The 19,988-nt window shown below is 46.7% G+C and carries 7 protein-coding genes; all 7 read right to left on the bottom strand.

Features of this window, described 5'->3' with window-relative positions; translation table 11 throughout:
* A complete protein-coding gene (gene glgB, locus ACSQ8O_RS11290; protein ID WP_436241638.1) occupies nt 1-1,905 on the bottom strand; it encodes a 1,4-alpha-glucan branching protein GlgB in 1,905 nt (634 codons plus the stop codon).
* A 177-nt stretch (nt 1,906-2,082) separates the two neighbouring features.
* Nucleotides 2,083-2,478 (bottom strand): (R)-mandelonitrile lyase, encoded by a 396-nt coding sequence (locus ACSQ8O_RS11285; protein WP_436241637.1) that lies wholly within the window; start codon nt 2,476-2,478, stop codon nt 2,083-2,085.
* A gap of 262 nt (nt 2,479-2,740) precedes the next feature.
* Nucleotides 2,741-3,838 (bottom strand): BTAD domain-containing putative transcriptional regulator, encoded by a 1,098-nt coding sequence (locus tag ACSQ8O_RS11280; RefSeq protein ID WP_436241636.1) that lies wholly within the window; start codon nt 3,836-3,838, stop codon nt 2,741-2,743.
* Between the two features lie 3 nt (nt 3,839-3,841).
* Nucleotides 3,842-6,928, bottom strand: coding sequence for an ATP-binding protein (locus tag ACSQ8O_RS11275; RefSeq protein ID WP_436241635.1), 3,087 nt, complete (start codon nt 6,926-6,928; stop codon nt 3,842-3,844).
* Nucleotides 6,929-7,210: 282 nt separating this feature from the next.
* Entirely contained in the window at nt 7,211-15,847 is an 8,637-nt protein-coding gene (locus ACSQ8O_RS11270) for a cadherin-like beta sandwich domain-containing protein (RefSeq protein WP_436241634.1), read from the bottom strand.
* 265 nt (nt 15,848-16,112) lie between these two features.
* A complete protein-coding gene (locus ACSQ8O_RS11265; protein WP_436241633.1) occupies nt 16,113-18,281 on the bottom strand; it encodes a glycoside hydrolase family 88/105 protein in 2,169 nt (722 codons plus the stop codon).
* A gap of 81 nt (nt 18,282-18,362) precedes the next feature.
* The gene (locus tag ACSQ8O_RS11260) at nt 18,363-19,919 is read right to left on the bottom strand and encodes an extracellular solute-binding protein (RefSeq protein WP_436241632.1); all 1,557 of its coding nucleotides are present in this window, start codon (nt 19,917-19,919) and stop codon (nt 18,363-18,365) included.
* Between the last annotated feature and the right edge of the window lie 69 nt (nt 19,920-19,988).

The raw sequence follows: 19,988 nt of genomic DNA, 5'->3' as shown, positions 1-19,988 counted from the left end.
TCATCCTTCCGTAGGCATATATTTGAGGATAACCGCTGCAAGTGGCGGTATGTTAACTGAAATACTTTGAGGATAACCCTGACAAAACCATTCCTCAGTATCCAAACTATTGTCATTCGTTATTCCTGAACCGCCAAATTCCAACTTATCGCTGTTAAAAACCTCCTGATAGCGCCCAGGATCCATAACCCCAAGGCGATATCCCTCATGCGTTTCAGGCTTGAAATTGCTTATGATAATTAGCTGCTCATTGTTCGTCTTCGATTTTCGCAAGAGCGTCACCAGACCATCCTCTTTATCATCCGCAACTAATGAGGTAAAGCCGTTCGACTCGAAATCCAATTCCCACAATGCTTTTTCTGTTATGTAAAAATGATTCATCTGTTTCACAAATTCTGCAAAATGCTGATGCTCTTCATTCCTGAGCAATCCCCATGCCAAGGAATCCTCTGAATTCCAATCATCCATTTGACCAAATTCAGTACCCATAAAAAGCAGCTTTTTACCCGGATGTCCCATCATATACGAATAAAGCACACGCAGATTGGCAAAACGCTGCCAATTATCTTCCCCAGACATTTTACCTAACAAGGATTTGCTCGGATAATTCATCTCGTCATGAGAATAAGGCAAGACATAATTCTCATCCCTTGTCCCCAGTAGTGACCGCGTTAACCGATCTTCCTGTCCGCTGCGTTCACTTTGATTTTTCTTCATGAATTCGAGCGTATCCCAGGTAAAGGCTAAATTCCATTTATAATTAAACCCGAGTCCACCATGCTCAACCGGTGTAGTGACACCCGGATACGCGCTGGAGTCTTCTGCAATCATAAGCACATTAGGATACCTGGAAAATACGACCGCATTTAATTTCTGTAAGAATGCAATCCCTTCCAGATTCTCCTCTCCACCCTGTTCGTTCTTAATGTATTCCTCTTCTGGCCGATTAAAATTCAACGTTAACAAGCTATAGACGGCATCGACTCTTAATCCATCCACATGATACATATCCATCCAGAAGAGGGCATTCGAAATTAAAAAACTAACGACTTCCGGCTTACCATAATCGAAAATATACGTCCCCCACGTCGGATTCTCACCTTTGCGACTATCCGCATATTCATAAAGGGGGGAGCCATCAAATCGAGATAAGCCATGCGCATCTTTGCAAAAATGAGCAGGGACCCAATCCATAATCACGCCGATTCCCTTTTGATGACAACGATCAACAAAATACATAAAGTCTTTCGGTGATCCAAATCGGCTTGTTACCGAATAGTAACTGGTTACTTGATATCCCCACGATGAGTCTAGCGGATGTTCGGCTAAAGGCATGAGCTCAATATGCGTATACCCTCGCTCATTAACGTAATCCACAAGTTCATCTGCTAATTCCACGTAACTATAAAATCCGCCATCCTCCTTGCGCTTCCAACTGCCCAAATGCACTTCATAAATGAGAAGCGGCTGCTGCAAGTGTTGATTCGACGTGTTATTCGCCAACCAGTCTTCATCCTGCCATTCATAATTATCAAGCGAAGCAATAATGGAAGCGGTTTCCGGTCGAAACTCCGTTTGAAACGCATATGGGTCCGCCTTCAGATAACGATCCCCATCCAGCGTAACGATTTCATATTTATATAAAGTGCCTTCTTCCAGCTCGGGTATGAACAGTGTCCAAATACCTTCCTGCATGGTCATAGCATGATGAGTGCCATCCCAACCATTAAAACTTCCGGATACGTTCACCTGCTTGGCATTCGGTGCCCACACAGCGAAGTTGACTCCTTTGCAGCCATCGCGTTCTTCCAAATGTGCTCCAAGAAATTGATAGCTTTGATACTGTGTGCCCTCATGCAGCAAATAGAGCGCATCCGTGTTTGATTTCGAGGCGATCATTGTCATGTACTTTCCTCCCCTGTGTTGTTGAATTTAATGCTAATTACACACATCTGGGTAGATTGAAACAACGAACTTATAACTTTTTGCAGCACAAAAAAACACGATGCCATTTTGGCTCGTGTTTTTTGAACAGTAAATTTATATAGCGCTTTTGCTGTTATAACAGCGATTCCGCGTGGCTTAGGACTGATATTCATCATCAGTGACTTGCTCCAACCATTCGACCGCCTTGCCATCAAGACGTTCTTGAATGGCAATATGTGTCATAGCTGTGGTGGGCGAAGCTCCGTGCCAGTGCTTTAGACCAGGTGGGAACCAGACCACATCACCGGGACGAATTTCTTCGATTGGACCTCCCAATCGTTGAGCCCGTCCTACCCCTGCCGTTACGATCAGTGTTTGACCCAGCGGATGTGTATGCCACGCTGTCCGTGCGCCGGGTTCGAACGTAACACTTGCACCAGCTACGCGTGCAGGCTCAGCTGCCTCAAATAATGGATCGATCCGAACCGTTCCCGTAAAATAATCAGATGGTCCTTTACCCGAAGGTTGGGATCCTGCTCTTTTGATTTCCATTTTCTAATTACCTCCCTAAGTTACGTATTTGTTGTCGCGTTGTTGTAAACATAATGATACCAAAAGGGATGGCTAAATTGAATTCTCGCTAGCAGTTAGAATAAAATCCATCTAATCATCTGGAGGACAGGAGATTTACAAAACTACCTTGTAATTGCTCATCGAAGAGCTGCTGACGGTGACTGTGTGGCAGGACCTAGCATCCGCATAAGGAATGAGCAAAGACAAGCCCTTCCCTTTTGAGTGAAGAGCTTGTCTTTATTTATGAAATCACATCTTCCAGCCGAAGATCTGGCGACGTTCCAAGCTCTCGCTGCAGCAGTTGCTCCAATTCGCGATATTGCTTCATCGCTTCGTTCTTCCGGCCTAGCTCCGTATACAACCGCATCATTTTGTAATGGATGTCTTCTCTCATGGGATCGATCTTCAACATTTCCCCGTAGTAATGCAGCGTTTGCTGCTGACGGTCATGTGTCCGATGATGCTGAGCGGTTAGCTCTAGCAAATCAATGTACTGTTGCTCTAGCGAGCGACTAATCTCGATAGCCCACTCATAGGACCTGCCTTTCAACAGCGGTCCCTTATAGAGGGCTTCCGCCTTTTCCAACAAGGCTGCGCTCTCACTAGGTGCTCTTCTAATTTCCTTGATTAATCGCTCGAACTCATACAGATCGCACTTCAGGTCATCGGATTCTAAGCGTATCTCGTTTCCTGTCGTTGTAATCCCGCCGCCAGACCGGTCGTATCCGACCGCTTTACGGATAGCGTACAGCGTCGAATTCAAATTCTTCAATGCATTGTCCGGGGCTAGATTCTGCCACAACGTTTCCGTTACTTCCTCCCGGGTGACCGTTCTTTTGCAAGCCAGGAAAGCAAATAGTTCCTCGGTTTTCGGAGTCCGCAATCGAATCACTTCTTTCTTCCCATCGGTCGTACGGCCTATAATTTTAAAACCACCAAACAGTTGAACTTCCAGGTTCGGGATGGGATCGTCCTGCCGACGAACCCTTTGAATCTTCTCCATGGTGACGGCCAGCCTCTCCGATGTAACAGGCTTTACGATATAGTCTAGCACGTTAATCGCATAGGCCCTAACCGCGTACTCGTCGGATCCCGTCACTAACACGATATCGATATTTCGCCGCATATCCGTTAGCAACGCCGACAATCTCATTCCGTTAATATCGGGCATGGAGATATCTAGAAAGGCGACATCGACGTCATGCTCTTTGGCATAATCATATCCTTCTTGGGGATCTAAGAATGTCTCGATACTCCCGATTCCACCGATTTCCGACAAGAGGCGCTTCAATCTCCTTATCGCCATTTCCTCGTCGTCTACGATCATCAATCGCAGCATACGCTACGTCTCCCCTCTTTCTAAAATGTGGCTTGTCGACAGTTCCATCTCGACACGCGTACCTTCGCCCTCTCGGCTGTCGATGCACAATGTTGTACCATACAGCAATCGCAGGCGTTGACTAATATTCCACAATCCAATGCCTCCGACTGTCGTATCGGGCTTCATGACTGACTTCAACTGACCTTCATTCATGCCGCAGCCATTGTCTTCAATGCGTATCAATATATCACCTTGTGCCCGTTCGATGACGGTCAATTTCACCGTCCCCCCTTTCGAGCGGGACATAATGCCGTGTCGAATCGCGTTCTCGACAATCGGCTGAATGACGAGAGGGGGGATCATGACCCCCAAATTTGCCTCCAAGATGTATTCCACCTGCAGCCTCGCGCCAAATCTCGCCTGCTCAATGGCTACATAAGATTTGACGAGCTCCAACTCGTTCTCTAGCGTAGTCAACGCTTCAAGGTGCTTGAAATCAAAACTGCTTCTCAAATACCGCGACAATCGGAGTGTAAGCTGCTCCGCCTGTTCGGCATCCATCACGCACAGTTCGGCGATCGCCGTAAGCGCGTTATACAGAAAATGCGGTTTGATCTGCGAACGTAGAAAAGCGATCTCTGCATTTCTGGCCAGCTTGACCGAAGATTTCAGCTCGGTCAAATTACGTACGCGGGCAATCAATTCCTCGGATTCAAACGGCTTAGCGACGACATCGTTCGCTCCATTTTCTAGCGCGATCCGAATATCCTCGCTGCTGTTGCGGGCCGTCAGCACGAGCACCGGAAGTTCGAACGGCGAGAATCTTTCCCGAATCTTCGCAAGTACTTCGTAGCCGGACATGTCCGACATAATGAGATCCAGTACGACAAGTGAAATATCCGGATGACTGAACAACGTTTCCAAAGCTAATTGTCCTCGGTCGACAACGATGAAAGTGCGCCCTTCCAGCTTGAACATGTTCATCATACTTTGCAGATTGGCAAAGTCGTCATCCACCAGCAGGATGGGTTCTTTTTCCTTCCCGGCAACATAAAGTGGATACTCAGTAGGGAGTACGCTGACAGTTCCGGACAATGGCAATTCGACTGATTCAGCCATCCTTCCGTCGCCGTCCAGTTTCAACTTGTCACTTGCCAGGGGAAGCGTGAAGCGGAATGTCGCCCCCCTACCCGGCTCAGAATCAACTTCGATAAGTCCGCCGTGAAGCTCCACCAGACGCTTCGTAATGCTGAGCCCGAGCCCGGTGCCGCCGTAATCAGCCGCTCCGCCTTGTTCGAAATCCAGGAAAATACGTTCGCGCATATCTGCAGCGATCCCTATCCCTGTATCGCTCACTCGCACTTCCATCCATTCTCCCCTGGTTTCAGTGCTCACTTCGACGGTCCCTTGATTGGAAAACTTAATTGCATTACCGATTAAATTGTGCAAAATTTGTATGAGACGATTACCGTCCGCATAAACGAGAGGCAAATGATCCGGCACGCTGTTGATAAGCTTCGTGCTTCTGCCCTCCAGCAAAAAGCCGTGAATCTGGATAACCGATTCGACATACGATTTCACATCGACTGTGTTTCTTTGTAACGCCAAATCACCGTGCTTGAGCTTGGAGTAATCGAGCAATTCATTTACGAGCATCATCAACCTTCTTCCGCTGTCAACCACAATGGCCATGTTGCGAGCCTGCTTGTCTGTAAGCGTCCCCTCCACTCCCTTAAGCAGTGACTGGGAAATATTAACGATCGCATTCAGCGGTGTCCGCAATTCATGAGACGTATTCGACAGAAAATCGTCTTTGATTTTATCGAGCCGCAACAATTGGTCTTTCATCCTATCAACTGTCTGGTAAGCTTCAAAAAAGCGCAGTACTACTACAGGTACCATCACGATATTAAAAATAATGATGCAAAACTGCGCCAGCGAGGCGCTACTATGGATCCCCATTGCGAAGAAAATAACGTCCAGCGAATACATATTAATCATCAGGACAGCCACACACAGCATCAGTAATTTAAACCGTGATCCTCGATCGCCTCGGACGAACAATTGTGCAGCTACGAGAAAATTCCAAAATTGAACGATTTGGTACAGGAGAACAATATAAAACTGAATGGGCGTATACGCCCGAATGGACAGCATCGGAATAAGGAGCATAAATCCAACCAGCACGAACGATACCCCTTGTGTAATCCGTAAAGACAGCTTGCTTCGATGCAAATGATGGAAAAAAAGTGCTAATGCCAAACAACCGGAAACCGAAACGAAATCCTTGATTTTATAGAGGACTTCGAAAGATAATCTGCCTTCCAACAAAAAAAATAGCGATCGCTCTCCCATTAGTCCATGATACAGCCCAAACATCGAACAGATGGACGCCAACAGTAAAAGCGAATTGTCTCTGATGCGATAAGCGGAGGCAGCTACGAAACAGATCAAGTAAAGCAAAGTCAGCGTACAGAGAATACCTAGTACGAAAAAATCCTTACTGAGCGCTAGCTGCCGTTCTGAGATCAATCGGTCGGCTGACCCAAAGCGCAACGAATCGACCATTCCTGAATTTACATAATCGTAGTTGGCCGCTTGCACGATAATCTCGGTGCGCCCCTGGTTTGCGGAAAATACGCCAAGTTGCGGGCGGTTACCCGAACGATAGCCCGATTTGTTATCTCCAGACGTTTGCCCATCCGCCAGCAGCTTGACTCCATTCACATAAATCTCACTGGCAAAACGAATATTCGTTTTCTTCAGTGCCAACTCTCCGGAATAGGAAAGCCCTGTCAAAACCATCCTGTACGTAGCCGCTCCATAAACCGGTAGCTCGACGCCATTAATCACCTTCCCGTTCCACGGGGATGGGACTTTCATATAAGCAATGTCGCTGGCATCAGGCAATTTTGATAACTGCCGGAAATCATCCGGCGTAAGCAACTGATTCCAGTAAAACTCCCACTCGCCGTTTAACGGGATAACTGGATCGTCTTCGGGATTCCACCGCGCAAGATCTAAGACGCCATCCTGCACAATCCATTGGCTTTGCTGCTCGCCGCCTCCGATCTTCTCGGAAAGAGGTACGAGCGAAAAACCGATCAATCCGATAACAGTGACAAGTAAGACCCTTGCAAGCCATGATATTCTTTCGTTTCGAATCAGGTTCGCCTCCTCTTTCCTAGACAGTTACTTAACGATATAAACTATTTCGTTGTTGTCATCATGAATTCCTATTCGGTATGCGGCTTAAAATGAAAATAAAACCGCTTCAAACTTAAAAGCGCGCGCCAATTGAGTATCGGCACGCGCTCACAGCATAGCTTTTTTCATCTGTCTACTTGACAAGGGTATGACCAGCTCATTGGCTGTCATGTTTAAAACTTATTAATGATTAGGTACCACATAAACACTGCCATCAGACAACACTTGTACAGTGCCCGAGGCTGATTCAATTTCCCGAAGTGCCCAATGTTCTTGCGGAACGTCCGGCCAGCTTGATGACTTAACGTCGGCTGTCGGCCGCCCGAACAATCGGTTTAATATCGTTACTGCTTCCGCACGATTCAATTGATTATTCGGCAGGAAGGTGCCGTCGGAATAGCCCTGCAAAATGCCTGCTTGCGAAGCTTGCTTAATCGCTTCAAAAGCCCAGTGCTCTTGCGTATCGCTGAAACCTGCATAAGAAGTGTTTCCAGTTGCTCCAACTTGAAGCAGTCTAGCAGCGATGTTGGCAATCTCGCCGCGAGTAATCGCATCATTAGGGCGGAAGCCGGTATCATCTCCGAGCATCACTCCTGCGCGCTGCATATTGGCAATAGCTTCTGCAGCCCAATGTCCTTTGGCAACGTCCGGATAACCACTAGGTTGTGCCGAAACCGATGTATTGTTGGACTTAGCAGCGCCAATACGATTCAAAATTGTCGCCAATTCCGCACGCGTAATGGCTTGCGATGGGTGGAATGTGCCGTCTGGATAACCGGACAAATAAGGTTTCAGCGCTCCCGCTCCATTTTTCTGAATAATGGTAAATGTACTGAATTTACTGATCTCAATAGCAATACCGATTGGTTTGCCATCCGCATCATAACGGATTTCTCCTTGTTTAAGCACTTTTTCGCCGTCGCTATGTTCAATGTACACAGCAAGCCCATCCAGTACTTGTTTGGCCGCTGCTGCGTTTTCTGGCAAACTCAAGTTATTCAGTGGGAACACGACTTCCGTCTTGTATCCCGAATAGTTGGTTTCAATCTTAACCGGTTGACCGATTATGGTAATCGATCGACCTCCTGCATCTTTGAGCACAAGCTCAGCAGCTTTCACGCGTGTTGTTACTTCACTGCGCTCAGCCTCTGCACGGACCGGAACAATTCGGAAGTAGGCATCTTTTCCGTCTTTGTCCATTTGCTGTAGGGACTCTACGGATACGGTGATCTGCCCATCAGGCAGCACCAACTGCAGCGCCATTCCTCCATCTGCAAGCAAGCTTACCGTTTCGGCATTTAAGCTGACAATTCGCTCATCTGCAGGATCTTCTGGCAAGTCCGTTACATAGATGCGAGCAATATGATCCTTATTCTCTGCAGCCTTTTCCAAGATCTTACGTGCATCTGTAGTATTCAATTTCACCGTATCAAGCGCTTTACCTTCTGACGATTGGGTCCTCAGGATGTTGGTTTCGAATGTCCAACCTCCGGAACTTCCTGCAACCGTCGTTTGGCGAACCTTAGGGCCAGTACTTGATTCCTCTACACGTTTTACGTCGATGGAATACGTCTGTGAAGACATCAGATCGGCTGATTCCACATTGACGATTATGGTATTGCTTCCAATTCCTATAGCAGGTGTAAAGGTGCCACCGCCTTTAATTTTTACATTCCGCACCCTTACTGTCGCCTCTGGATCATTGGTAATCGCCTTGATTGCCACGTTGGAGCTTTCGGTTGGTGCAATCGTTCCGTATTTAAGCTTGTATGGCGTAAAAGCACCGTCCAAGATGGTATCTGCCTGCAAACTCGCCAATAATGGTGGCTGACCAGGCACTGTCTGCTTACGCAATACAGATACAATATAGGTGAGTGCGGTACCGTCTTGAGCTTCCACCTTAATAGTAAAGGATTGTGCATCCTTCGTAAATGGAAGTGACAAGACTGTTCCGTTCGTTACCTTTTGACCATTGATGTAGATGACTGTATCCGATTTTGCAGCAACTGGTAGAAGCTTAAACTCACCAGCTGTATAAGGTACAAGAACCTCATAATTTGCTACTGTCGGGTTGAAGTCAGTTAACAACTGAGCTCCGTCAGTAGCAAGTCCCAAGCTTTGCAGTTGTGCATTACCACTTAGTTCTCGAACTACAGTTACTTGGTAGTTGCGTGTTTCCGATCCGTCTGGTGAGGTCACAACCACAGGGACTTGATTCTCGCCAACTTGCAGCTGAATCGTCTGAGAAGATTGCCCGCCCTGAACGGATTGACCTTTCACTTTAATACCTGAACCGGCTTTCATAGCACCAGGTGTCAAGGTTACTGTGTCCACGGTATTATCCACATAAACGGCATAGTTTTCTTCCGTCCCTGTGAAGGCTTTCGCCGGAAGTACATCTCCCGGTTGCGAAGCCGTGGCATTATTCAGCTTCAATGACGTCAATAGGGCTTCTTTGGAACCCGTTCCATCAAGAGTAAGTGTGTAGAACTTATCACCTGCGCTAGCAGAACGAACTTTGATGGATACCGATTTCCCAATAACAGGTACTGCGACATCGACATAACCGCTCTCAGGAACTGTCGTGCCGTCGATCGTCACGACCGAAGTAGCCGCCATCGGAACTGCATATACACGAACATTGTCTGAATAAGCTACTGCTTGATAAGCAGTTGTACCGAATTGATACGGAGCACTCATCTGTGCATTGCCCGTTGTCAGTGCCGCAAGATCGCTAGGGGTTGCCGGAATCGCTTCAGGTATACCTCGGATGATTTCAAATCCATACTCGGTTTTGTTGCCAACTCCATCAGTAGCCGTCATCGTCATCTTTACGCGATCCGTCGAATCTCCCCACGCCAATGGTGCGTAATAATAGAATTTCCCTTTATCATCCAATGGAACATTCGTACCATTAACAACAAGTTTAGCTCCCGCATCTGTTTGGCCGGTTATATACATTCTGCTGATATCTGTGACAATACCATTCAGTGAAATCGGGTTGCTCTGAGCATCATTGCCTCCGGAAGCGATCAACATCGGTCCTGTGCGGTCAATGAACAACTTGCGGTATGCCGTAGAGCGGTCACCGCGCACATTCACAGATTCAACCAACACGTTATATTCCCGTTCTTCCAATACGGCAACTCCAAGCAGATCTTGCAGAACAAATGTGGCAGTTCCTCCTGCTGTTACTTGCTCATGGCTGCCGAGCTGCTGTCCGTTTACGAATAAAGTCACAGTTGCGTCTTGATCAGCAGTCACCTTCAAGGAGGCTTTTTCAGCTGTTGTAAGCATTAGCTTCTCTTTATTTCCGTCATATGACGTATACGCTTGTTCAATGACTGCTTTTGCACCTGCATCAATCGCCACTGATAACGTTGGCGGTTGTGGAACTGGCAAATCTGTCAACACACTCGTAGACATTGGACTAAGCACAATACGTCCTTGCTCATGACCAATAGCTGAGACAAAGATATCATATTTTTTACCAGAAGTTAACTCGGTAATAACAGCATTCTGCTCACTTCCCACTTGAGGTAGCAGATCCATGATTGGAACTGCAGCTTTACCACTCGTGCTTTCACTAGCCCAAATGCGATAAGCTGTCACATCTCCTGCAATAGAAGCCCAGCGCAAGGATATTTCTCCATTCCCAGTAGAAAGAACCTCAGGTTGCTCAGGTGTATCCAGCGAAATAGGAGCAGTCACCTCTACAGTTGCATCCGTAATAGCATGGATTGGTGCTTGATCTGCACTTTCTCCTACAACAGAAAGATAATAAGTTCCAGGCAGCAAGGAAGTCGGAAGATCAATAGCTTTACTGCCGGATGATGGCAAACTGCTTTGAATAACTTCTCCAACCCATTGATCAGCACTGTCTGTTAACATCATGGTTACTTGCGCATCAGACGATGCATTCTCCATAGACCACGTTACTTGAATACGATTTTCCACGCCAGCTACAGCATTTACTGAAGCTTTAATCTCAGGCAGAGGAATTAATTTTTGAATTTGCAGATCAACTTTTGTAGCATTTTGAATCATCCATTTGCCAGCTGGCGCATTCAACAGCGAAACATATAGTGTATCCCTGCCGTCATTCACTGGATTTGGTGTCGAGATCTTCGTCTGTTGGAGCGGATCTCCGCTTGAGTTTGTACTTGATACTCGATCTGACGCCGGTTGTAAATAGGCGTTGCCATCAGGAGCATCGAAGTTCAGTGTGTACGGTGAACCGTCAGGCGCTGTAATGACAGTATTGGCATTGCCGTCGCTAACCGTTAGCATGTAATTGCCATTCTCGGCGATTTCGAGATATTTGCTGAATCGGCCTTCCATCGCCAATGGTTTAATGGACTTGAACTTCCTAGTTGACTTGTAGGCAACAACACTTGTATGACTGCTGCTTACAACTTTCCACTGTCCCTTCAAATCAACATCATCTAGGAAAATCGTTTTCTTCTGCTGCGATTCGTCATACAGAACATTCATTCCTGGCAAATCCGCATTTGGTTGAAGCTTGTAAAGATCACCTTTTGGCGTATACAGTTTTGTCTGTTCATTTGCGCCATAAATCTCTACGATCGCTTGGCCATTATCTGTTTGAGTCATGTCAAACACGGTAGGATAAACTTGATCCTGCACCCACTGCTGAACATCCTCTATTTTCGTTTTGGACGGAACACTGTTTAATACGGCACTTGGACTTGTGCCTGCGCTGATCATCCAAGTTCCTGCCTCAACCGCATCCACCAACGTGTACACGTAACCCTTATCTTCGAAAGCATTCCAATCTGGTTCGTTCTGTGCCGTCTGTAGACTATAAGGACGTCCATCTGGCTTGTACACAATAATATCACCTTGAGCTTCACCAACTTTAAGGATGTAGCTTCCACGCTCTTTCACTGTAAGAGAAGTAACCGAGCGATCTGGTGTTTGCGACCACAGCTTCGCCAATTCATCCAACTTCAGCGACTCGCTGGCAAATAACAGTTCATTCACTTGGATATGACTATTACCGCTTGTTGTCAGACTCCATTTGCCTGCAAACAACGCTACACGCATATATGTCATTTGGCTGTCAGCATCATAGCTGATTTCTGGATACATAGTCTGCTCATAACTTTGCTTAGATGCAGTACTTTTCAGTGCAGCAGTTCGTTGATCTCCTTTTAAGGCAATAAGTGCCGTGTAGGAACGATCTACCGTAAAAGTAGCTGTCGACTTCCCGCTTGAAGCATTTGTTTCTGTTGTGATCAGAGGTGTTTGATCCACTGACGTAAGTTGTCCATTCACAATGCGCGCTTTCGCATCGATATGAACTGACTCATCCGGTTGGAAAGACAAACTAACCGGTGTTAGATCAAAGACTCGCTTCAGCGGATTGGCAGCAGCAATTCTAACATCATTCACCGTTTTGCCCGAATCTGTATTCCTTAGGAACAATTCTTCCGCAATGTCCAGCCATGGTTCTGCTGCGTCCATAAAATCAGAAACACTGTTCACGAAATCCAGACCCTTTTCCCACCAAGACTTCTTAGGCGGCTCTGCTTCCACTTCGAACAGAATGGTATTGTTATTGAACGTATACTTCAGATTAGCGCCTACCCCGTTATGTCTGAAAGTACCACTAATGCCTTTTTCATTTACACTAAGTGCAACGTTACTCACCGTCGCTCCACCAATACGCGGAATCCCTTTGGGAACATAAACCGTTCCTTTAATAGCACCGTTGAATCCCTTTTGATTAAAAGAGTACGTGCCAATTGCTCCTTTGACGACTTCAAAAAGGTTGATGTCGCCTTTCGTTGCAAAGCCCGGTGCAGAAAATCCTTTGATTCCAGCGGTTGCTGGATTCACTACTGTTTGCATGTCCATGTTTTTCACTGGCAGCCAATAGTAGTATTCAATTCCACTGCCATTAAAGCCGTAGTTCGATAGATTCATATCAATGGAATCGGTACCGATTAGATTAAACTTGTAATTGGCCTGCGGATGCTTCAGTTCAGGGACAATGAGATCATTCACAGATCCAGTGACACTGAACTTCTGAGGAATCTGCGACTTCTCTGCAAGTTTGTCCACATTACCGAATAGATAATTGACTTGTAGACCTGTCGAAGCAAGCTTCACTTTCTTGTACATCCCAAAACTTACGCCATCCAAACGTCCTTGTTTGGTTTTCATATTCAAATCGAAGCTTAAGTTCGTATCTGGCAAGCTGCCTGTTCCCTGAACACCGACATAAGGAATGCGGCTTTCCACAACGAATTTAGTATCACTTGCTTTGATTGGGCCCACCTGAAAGCTATTCTTCATCGTGTAGGTACCCGACAAATCGAAGCGGTTGTTACGGAATTGCAGGCCTTCAAACGGCACCGTTTCCTTAACTTTTTGAGTTCCTACTTGCAAACCGATTTCCAGATCACCAGTTAGACGCAGGCCGTCCTTTGTAAAAATAAACGAGCTTGCCTTGACCGGCATATCCATGTTCAAGTAGTCCGTCGCTTGCGAGCTGCTCAAATCCAAAGCGAACTTGTCTGACGTGATGGTAAAAGGCCCCTCATGAATCGTGTAAGACACATTCGAACCGAGTGCTCCACCGCCGTTGACATATAAGCGGCCATCGCCGGTTATTGTCGCTGGATTTACTCTTTTGTCCACAGTAAGGCTGGTTCCCTTGAACATGACCGAGTCATTAATGATTACCGGTTCGGTAGTGTCATTAAGTGTATAGAGACCAGCCGTATCCGGATTCTCCGTGAACGGCCCTTGCAGACCAAGACTGTTTGCCTCGTTGCTAGCAGACGTGCTTGGCACATCTACTCTAGCGAAGTTTCTTGGTTTGTAGAAGTCTTGTGCTGTTATCATCAAACCTTCCGTATATACATAATCTTCATAGAAATCATGCTCCAGGTGTACATCATATTTGCCCGGTGGCAATTCATCCTTCCATGTCAATTCTAACTGACGTTCATTAATGACATTGTAAGAAAGTGTATATTTGGTGCCGTCCTTACTTTGTAAATAGTAATGAATATCGGCTAAAGGCTTACGAAGCAAATTAGGAATACCCGTACCGACTGCAACCAATCGTTTCTTGTCTTTCACATGCAGAACCGAAGCGCCTACACGGTCATAATCAACATCCGGTTTTAACATGTTCGGATCATCTTTCATGATAAATCGTCTTATATCTGTGTAGCTTGTACCAATGATATTCGTTGCATAGCCACGTGTTTCATATTCTTTATGCCACGTAAGGCCTTTTAGAACAACCGTAAATGAGCTTGTTCCTTCTTCTGTACCTGTGTACGGTACTCGAACCCAATTATTATCGCCCTTATCTGAGTACTCTCGATACTCGACCCCTCGTGCTGTAATGTCTTTTGTTCCATCATCATAGACATTTGTAATCACACTGACAATATCATCGATATGCTTGAGATCAAACTGAAGAATCGGATCCACCGTAAGCTTAACACCTGGCGCTGTCGGAGGTGTATACCCGAACAACCAAGTTTCGTTCATAATCGCTGCAGGCTCAGCACCGACTTTAGAGCCGAAAACTTTATCCATGATCATAATTTCGTCGCGATTTCCACCAAACATGACAAAATTTTTACCATCGAACGCTATGTTCGCATTGGTTAATGGGAAAGGCACCTGATTGGGTTGCCCCTGGACCTCATAAACCTTTCCCTTATCGTCCATATTACTTTTATACATAACTCCGGTGGAGAATTTTAATGGAGAAGTTTCCCACTTACTTCCATTCCATCCATAAGCCATACTCCCCCTCGTCGGAGGGTATGTGCTGGATGGCAGTTTTAATTTTTCAACCAATACCGCATTGTTATCATGTACATAGTCTCGTTCTCCACCAAAGAAGACAATTCGACGCCCATCATAGGCCATTGCCTGTCCCCATCGACCATAAGCTTCTGGACCAGCTATCGAACTCCAGTTCTTTGCTTCCCGGTTCCATTTCCATAATAACGGAGAGCTATCATCATGCGTGATCGTCTTCGTTTCTTTTGTAGCGGTACCTGTGTAGGACGCAGTGATTTGGCCTTTGTTCCCACCGTAAAGCACTGCCGTTTGGCCGTCAAAAGCCATTTGCCCGCCATACGCTGCAGGTGGCTTATCATCAGGCGTAGCCTGAGTCCAGCCAGTTCCATTCCACAGCCAAGTATCGTCCTGAAGATGCTTAGAACTTCCGCTGCCTGAATATCCGCCGAACAGAACCAACTGATCGCCGTTATAGGCAAGCTGAGCGCCTCCGCGAGCTATCGGGGAGTCCGTAAGCCCTTGAACTTGCTCCCACTTGGCATCCATGCCATCCCACAGCCAAGTATCACCTAGCAACGCTCCGGACTGACCCTCGCCTCCGAATAGAAGAACTTTTCCAGTGGATGGATCATAAGCCATGGCTGCGCCTTTGCGTTTGGACGGAGAGGAAGCAAGATGCAATTCTTCCCGCCAAGTTTTCTCATAGCCATCCCATATCCAAGTCTCATCGAAAAGGCCACTGTTACTCTGACCTCCGAACATGACCACATTCTCAGCCATCTCATCAAAGATCATGGCTGCACCCTGTCTTGCACCAGGTGAAAGATTCGTTGTTACTCTCTGCCAAGTATAATCCGTGATTTTGGTTGCAGGACCGTATGTATTCTGCAGCACTGTGTTAGTCCCGGGAGCCACATCTTTAGCTTGAGCTACACTCGAACCGCCGTATAGAAACGGTATGTACTGGAATAGCAATGCAGCAATTAATAGTTTGGCCCATCCGGCTTTCCGACGTCTATTCAACATTCATCCCTCTTTTCCTAGTTTTCATCAACAGTATCCGTAGGCATAGCAGCTTATAGACCTACCAAAACCAGGCCTCTAGTCCTAACTTCACGAAACTTTTCGACAGTAATCGGGATTATTATACAAATGTCGGATAAACAAAAAATGAACAAGATGGAATCTAGGTTTGTTCAAAGGTCTCCTGCTATTTACCTTGACTAGAAATAAAAACTAGCCCCACGATTTCTCGTAAGGCCAGCTTCACTTATCGTATATTCAGTTTTACCTAGACCTTCCCTGCTACCAAATGGCTTTCCAGCTGCAGCACTTCAATGCCAGCAAGCAAAACAATACCAATACCATGCGTATCGTTAAGCAGCCATGACAGATCATCCTTATAATAACCAACACTGTACGAGTAGCCCGAACCGCGGCACACACCGTACACATTGCCGAATTTATCGATGGAGATGCGGGCCATGCCGTTCCAGCCCTTATGGATCGCTGCGATATACTTCTCTGTATCTGTGATCCAGCCATACCTTACACCGCGAGCATAAGCATACAAAAACATCGAGGTGCACGAGGTTTCCTCATAAGAAGCCGGCTCTGTCAGCACTTGGTGCCACAAGCCGTTCTCCCCTTGCAGGCGCAAGTAGCCTTCGCTCAATTCATTAAAGAACTGCAGCAGTTCGTCGCGCTGCTCATGACTTTCCGGCAGCACAGCCAGCAATTCCGATAAGGAAAAAATGACCCAGCCATTGCCGCGGCCCCAAGCGATCTTCGTGGGCTTGTCGATACCGAAGTCATAGACGTGAGACATAATTTGCAGCTCAGGGATGTACAATTTCTTCTTGAACTGGATGAACTGGTTGGCTGCATCCTCTAGATAACTAATTTCACCAGTCCGCTGGTAGCAGCGGCACAAGTATGGCACGCTCATGTACAAGTCATCGCACCACAGCGTCGCATTCGGGAAATCGACATGCTTTGGCTTCCGGTATAGGGAGCCGTCAGGCAGCCGATCCTGTCTGTTACTAATATAATCTGCAATTACATCAGCAATTCGCTCAGCGCCTTGAAGCTGCTGATTTTGCAGCGCAAGCAGCATCGTTGCACCGAAAGAGCCGCAGTCATCCAGGCTATCCAACGTAGCCAGTGTGTTCAGCACACCGGAGGCGCCATATTGGACTTTGTCCCAATTGGCATATGTGTAGAGCCGAGTACATGTTTCAATATGCTTATACACATACTGTAGCAAATCGTCACGACCAAGCAATTTTCCGGTCTGGAGCATCCCATACAGCGTTACGCCAAGCGGATAGTTCCACTTGCCGAATAAGGCATTCTCTGTGAACGGTCGTACCCACGTGTTTGGCTGATCCAGCCGCCAGAACGTTCCACCCTCCTGCGTCTCTACCAAGGCAAGGAGCGAATCCTCAACATCAGGGATGGCTTCCTCCAAAGCGAAAGGCCCCACATACAGCCATTCGTCCTTCGCTCCATGTACAGGATAAGGCTTGACGAGTTGCACACCGGCAGACATCTTATCCAGACGAAAGCCTGCGCTCCCGTTCGCACCAAAGCATTGTATGACAAGGTTATGCTCGCCGTACGCTAACTGCAGATTAGCACGGAAAGCGCCTGCTTGATCGATACGGGCTTGCAGTTCCCCATCCACATAAATCACAATGCTTCCTTCCGCATGACCGCTTAATTCAACCTTTCGCAGTTCAGGCGAGAATGAACGCAGCTTCGTCCAAGCGATTGCATACCTGCCGTTCAGTTCTCCGAAGATGCGTGCAACAGAGGTCCTCGCCTTCTCGTCATCGTTCCACACCAGCTCCGGATACCAAACACGATCAGCTTCCGTACTTCCCTCGCCGGGGAGCTCGCTCCACACATGATCCTGCGGCGCAGAGTAGATCCAACCTTCGTGACCGAATCGCTCGGGTGAAGGTGCCAGGAAATGCACGGGATTACTCTTATACGAACCTGGCCCAAGAGAGCCTCCGCTGCCCGCTTCTGTTTTGGTAAACTGGAAAACCAAGTGATTCCAGCCCTTATGCATTGGAATAGTAACGACTGTTCTTCGTTTCGGATTCAGTTCATCTGCGATATTCGCTTTATAAATGAGTTTCCCGTTCGCATATAACATGAGCGGACCATAGCAATGCAAGATGAAATTGAGCGGTGTATCCACATCACTCCAATATTGCGACCACGCATAGACGATCTGTCCGTTCTGAAGCTCGGGGAAACGTTTTACGAAATTAAAATCATAACTGTAATCGTGATTCTTCCTAATCCCATTGGCACAAAAAGCCCGGTATGCCATCGGATGAGCCGGGTTGTTTCCTACATATCGGTCAGCTACTGTAGCTAAAATTTCACTTACGCGATCTCCGCATTTCGTAAAAATGCTTTCGTTGATGTCGATGTAACGCTCCGTCATGGTTGCATCCTCTCCCATTCAATAAATAAAGGGGCGGAGTCTCCCCGCCCCTTGCCATCATGCTTTTCACACAATAAATTCTTATTTTGCAGCGCCGCCGCTGCGTTTTTGATAAGTTTCCGTCATTTCTTGGCTCATTTTCGCCAAATCTGCATCTGTTTTCGCTTTGGTAACGAAATCGTCCCACGCAGTAATCGGCTCACGGCCTAGAATAATCTTCGTTTTCAAATCTTGGACTTTTTTCTCAAATTCAGGCAGCAGCTTTTGCGCCGTTGGCGAGTAGAGACCGATACTGATATCGGCGACACTTGTTTTGGCACGTTCGTCTTGAATTTTCATGAACAAATCGTTGGCATCTTTCGGGAAATATACCTTCGTAGAGCTCGCATACGGATCCGCGACATAGACGATTTGGTTAAAATCAGGACCGTTATCCTTCGCCAACTGCTCAGTGTTGATCACTTTCTGACCATCCTTGACCGTGTGATCCACACCTTCGATTCCATATTGCTGAATCGCGAATACATCGTCATTCATCCACGTATCTACCATTTTCAAGATGCGTTTCATTTTGGCTTCAGGCACGGATTTCGGAATAGAAACCATCCCGGAAAAACCAGGACCTTTCGGATTGTACCCATTCATGTTGGTCAATGGATAGAAGTCAGTCGGCTTCATATTCGGATCGATTTTTTTGAGCAGTTCATAGTGATCATTCATCGTACCAGCTTTATCCATGATGATGCCTGCTTTACCACCGTTAAACAGATCGGAGGCCTGGGAAAGCTTCAATGATGCGAAGTCTTCCGGAAGCAGCTTGTCTTTGTACATTTTAGTCAAATATTCAATGGACTTACGAGTTTCCGGTAGCAGCGCGGTATTTACAATTTTGCCGTCAACCAGTTTCCACTTGTCGTTTTTCACATTCGCGCCGGTAAAGCTGTTCTCGATTGTTGCCAGCGTTCCCATATCAGCGGGAGGTGTCATAAAGGCTGCGAGCGGAGTCGTATCGTTTTTGCCGTTCTTATCCGGGTCTTTCTCCGCAAAGGCTTTCATAACGTCGTACAGCTCATCGGTTGTTGTTGGCACCTTAAGGCCCAGATTGTCGAGCCAGTCCTTGCGAATAATGAAGAAGGAATCAGCTTCAGCTGGACGAGGACGCGGAATGCCGTAATTTTTGCCATCCTGCATTTTAGTCAAATCCCAAGCCGTTTTGGAAACTTTGGAACTCAAGTTCGGATAGTCCTTAATATAAGGCGTCAAATCCCAGAAAGCACCTTGCGTTACCGCGTTGCGAAACACTGGAGTGAACGGATCGTTAATCGTAATCAAATCCGGAATATCGCCGGAAGCCAGTGTCACGTTCAGTTTATCTGTATAGTTGTTGCCAGACACCCATTGAATTTTCATTTTGGAGTTCGTGGCTTTCTCAATCTCCTGCTTAATCTTGTTGTCATCTGCTGCCGGAGATGGCGTAAGCAAGATCGTCATGATGCTAACATCTAGCGGTGCTTCATTTCCACCTGCTGCGCTGCTTCCTGTCGTGCTCTTATTTCCGCATGCTGCAACGAGACTAGAAAGTGCCAACATAAGAACCATAGAACCTAGGACAACTTTTTTGTTTTTTCTTACTTTCATGAGTGATCCTCCCTTGTTATGAACTTCTGAACTTCTTCGTATCCATCGCTCCAACAGAGCACAAGGAAG

Origin of the sequence: Paenibacillus sp. LjRoot56 (genome assembly GCF_964253335.1) — a bacterium.
In the GTDB taxonomy this organism is placed as follows: domain Bacteria; phylum Bacillota; class Bacilli; order Paenibacillales; family NBRC-103111; genus Paenibacillus_E; species Paenibacillus_E allorhizoplanae.
Note: the sequence above shows the minus strand (reverse complement) of the source record. Positions and strands in the feature narration are given on the sequence as shown.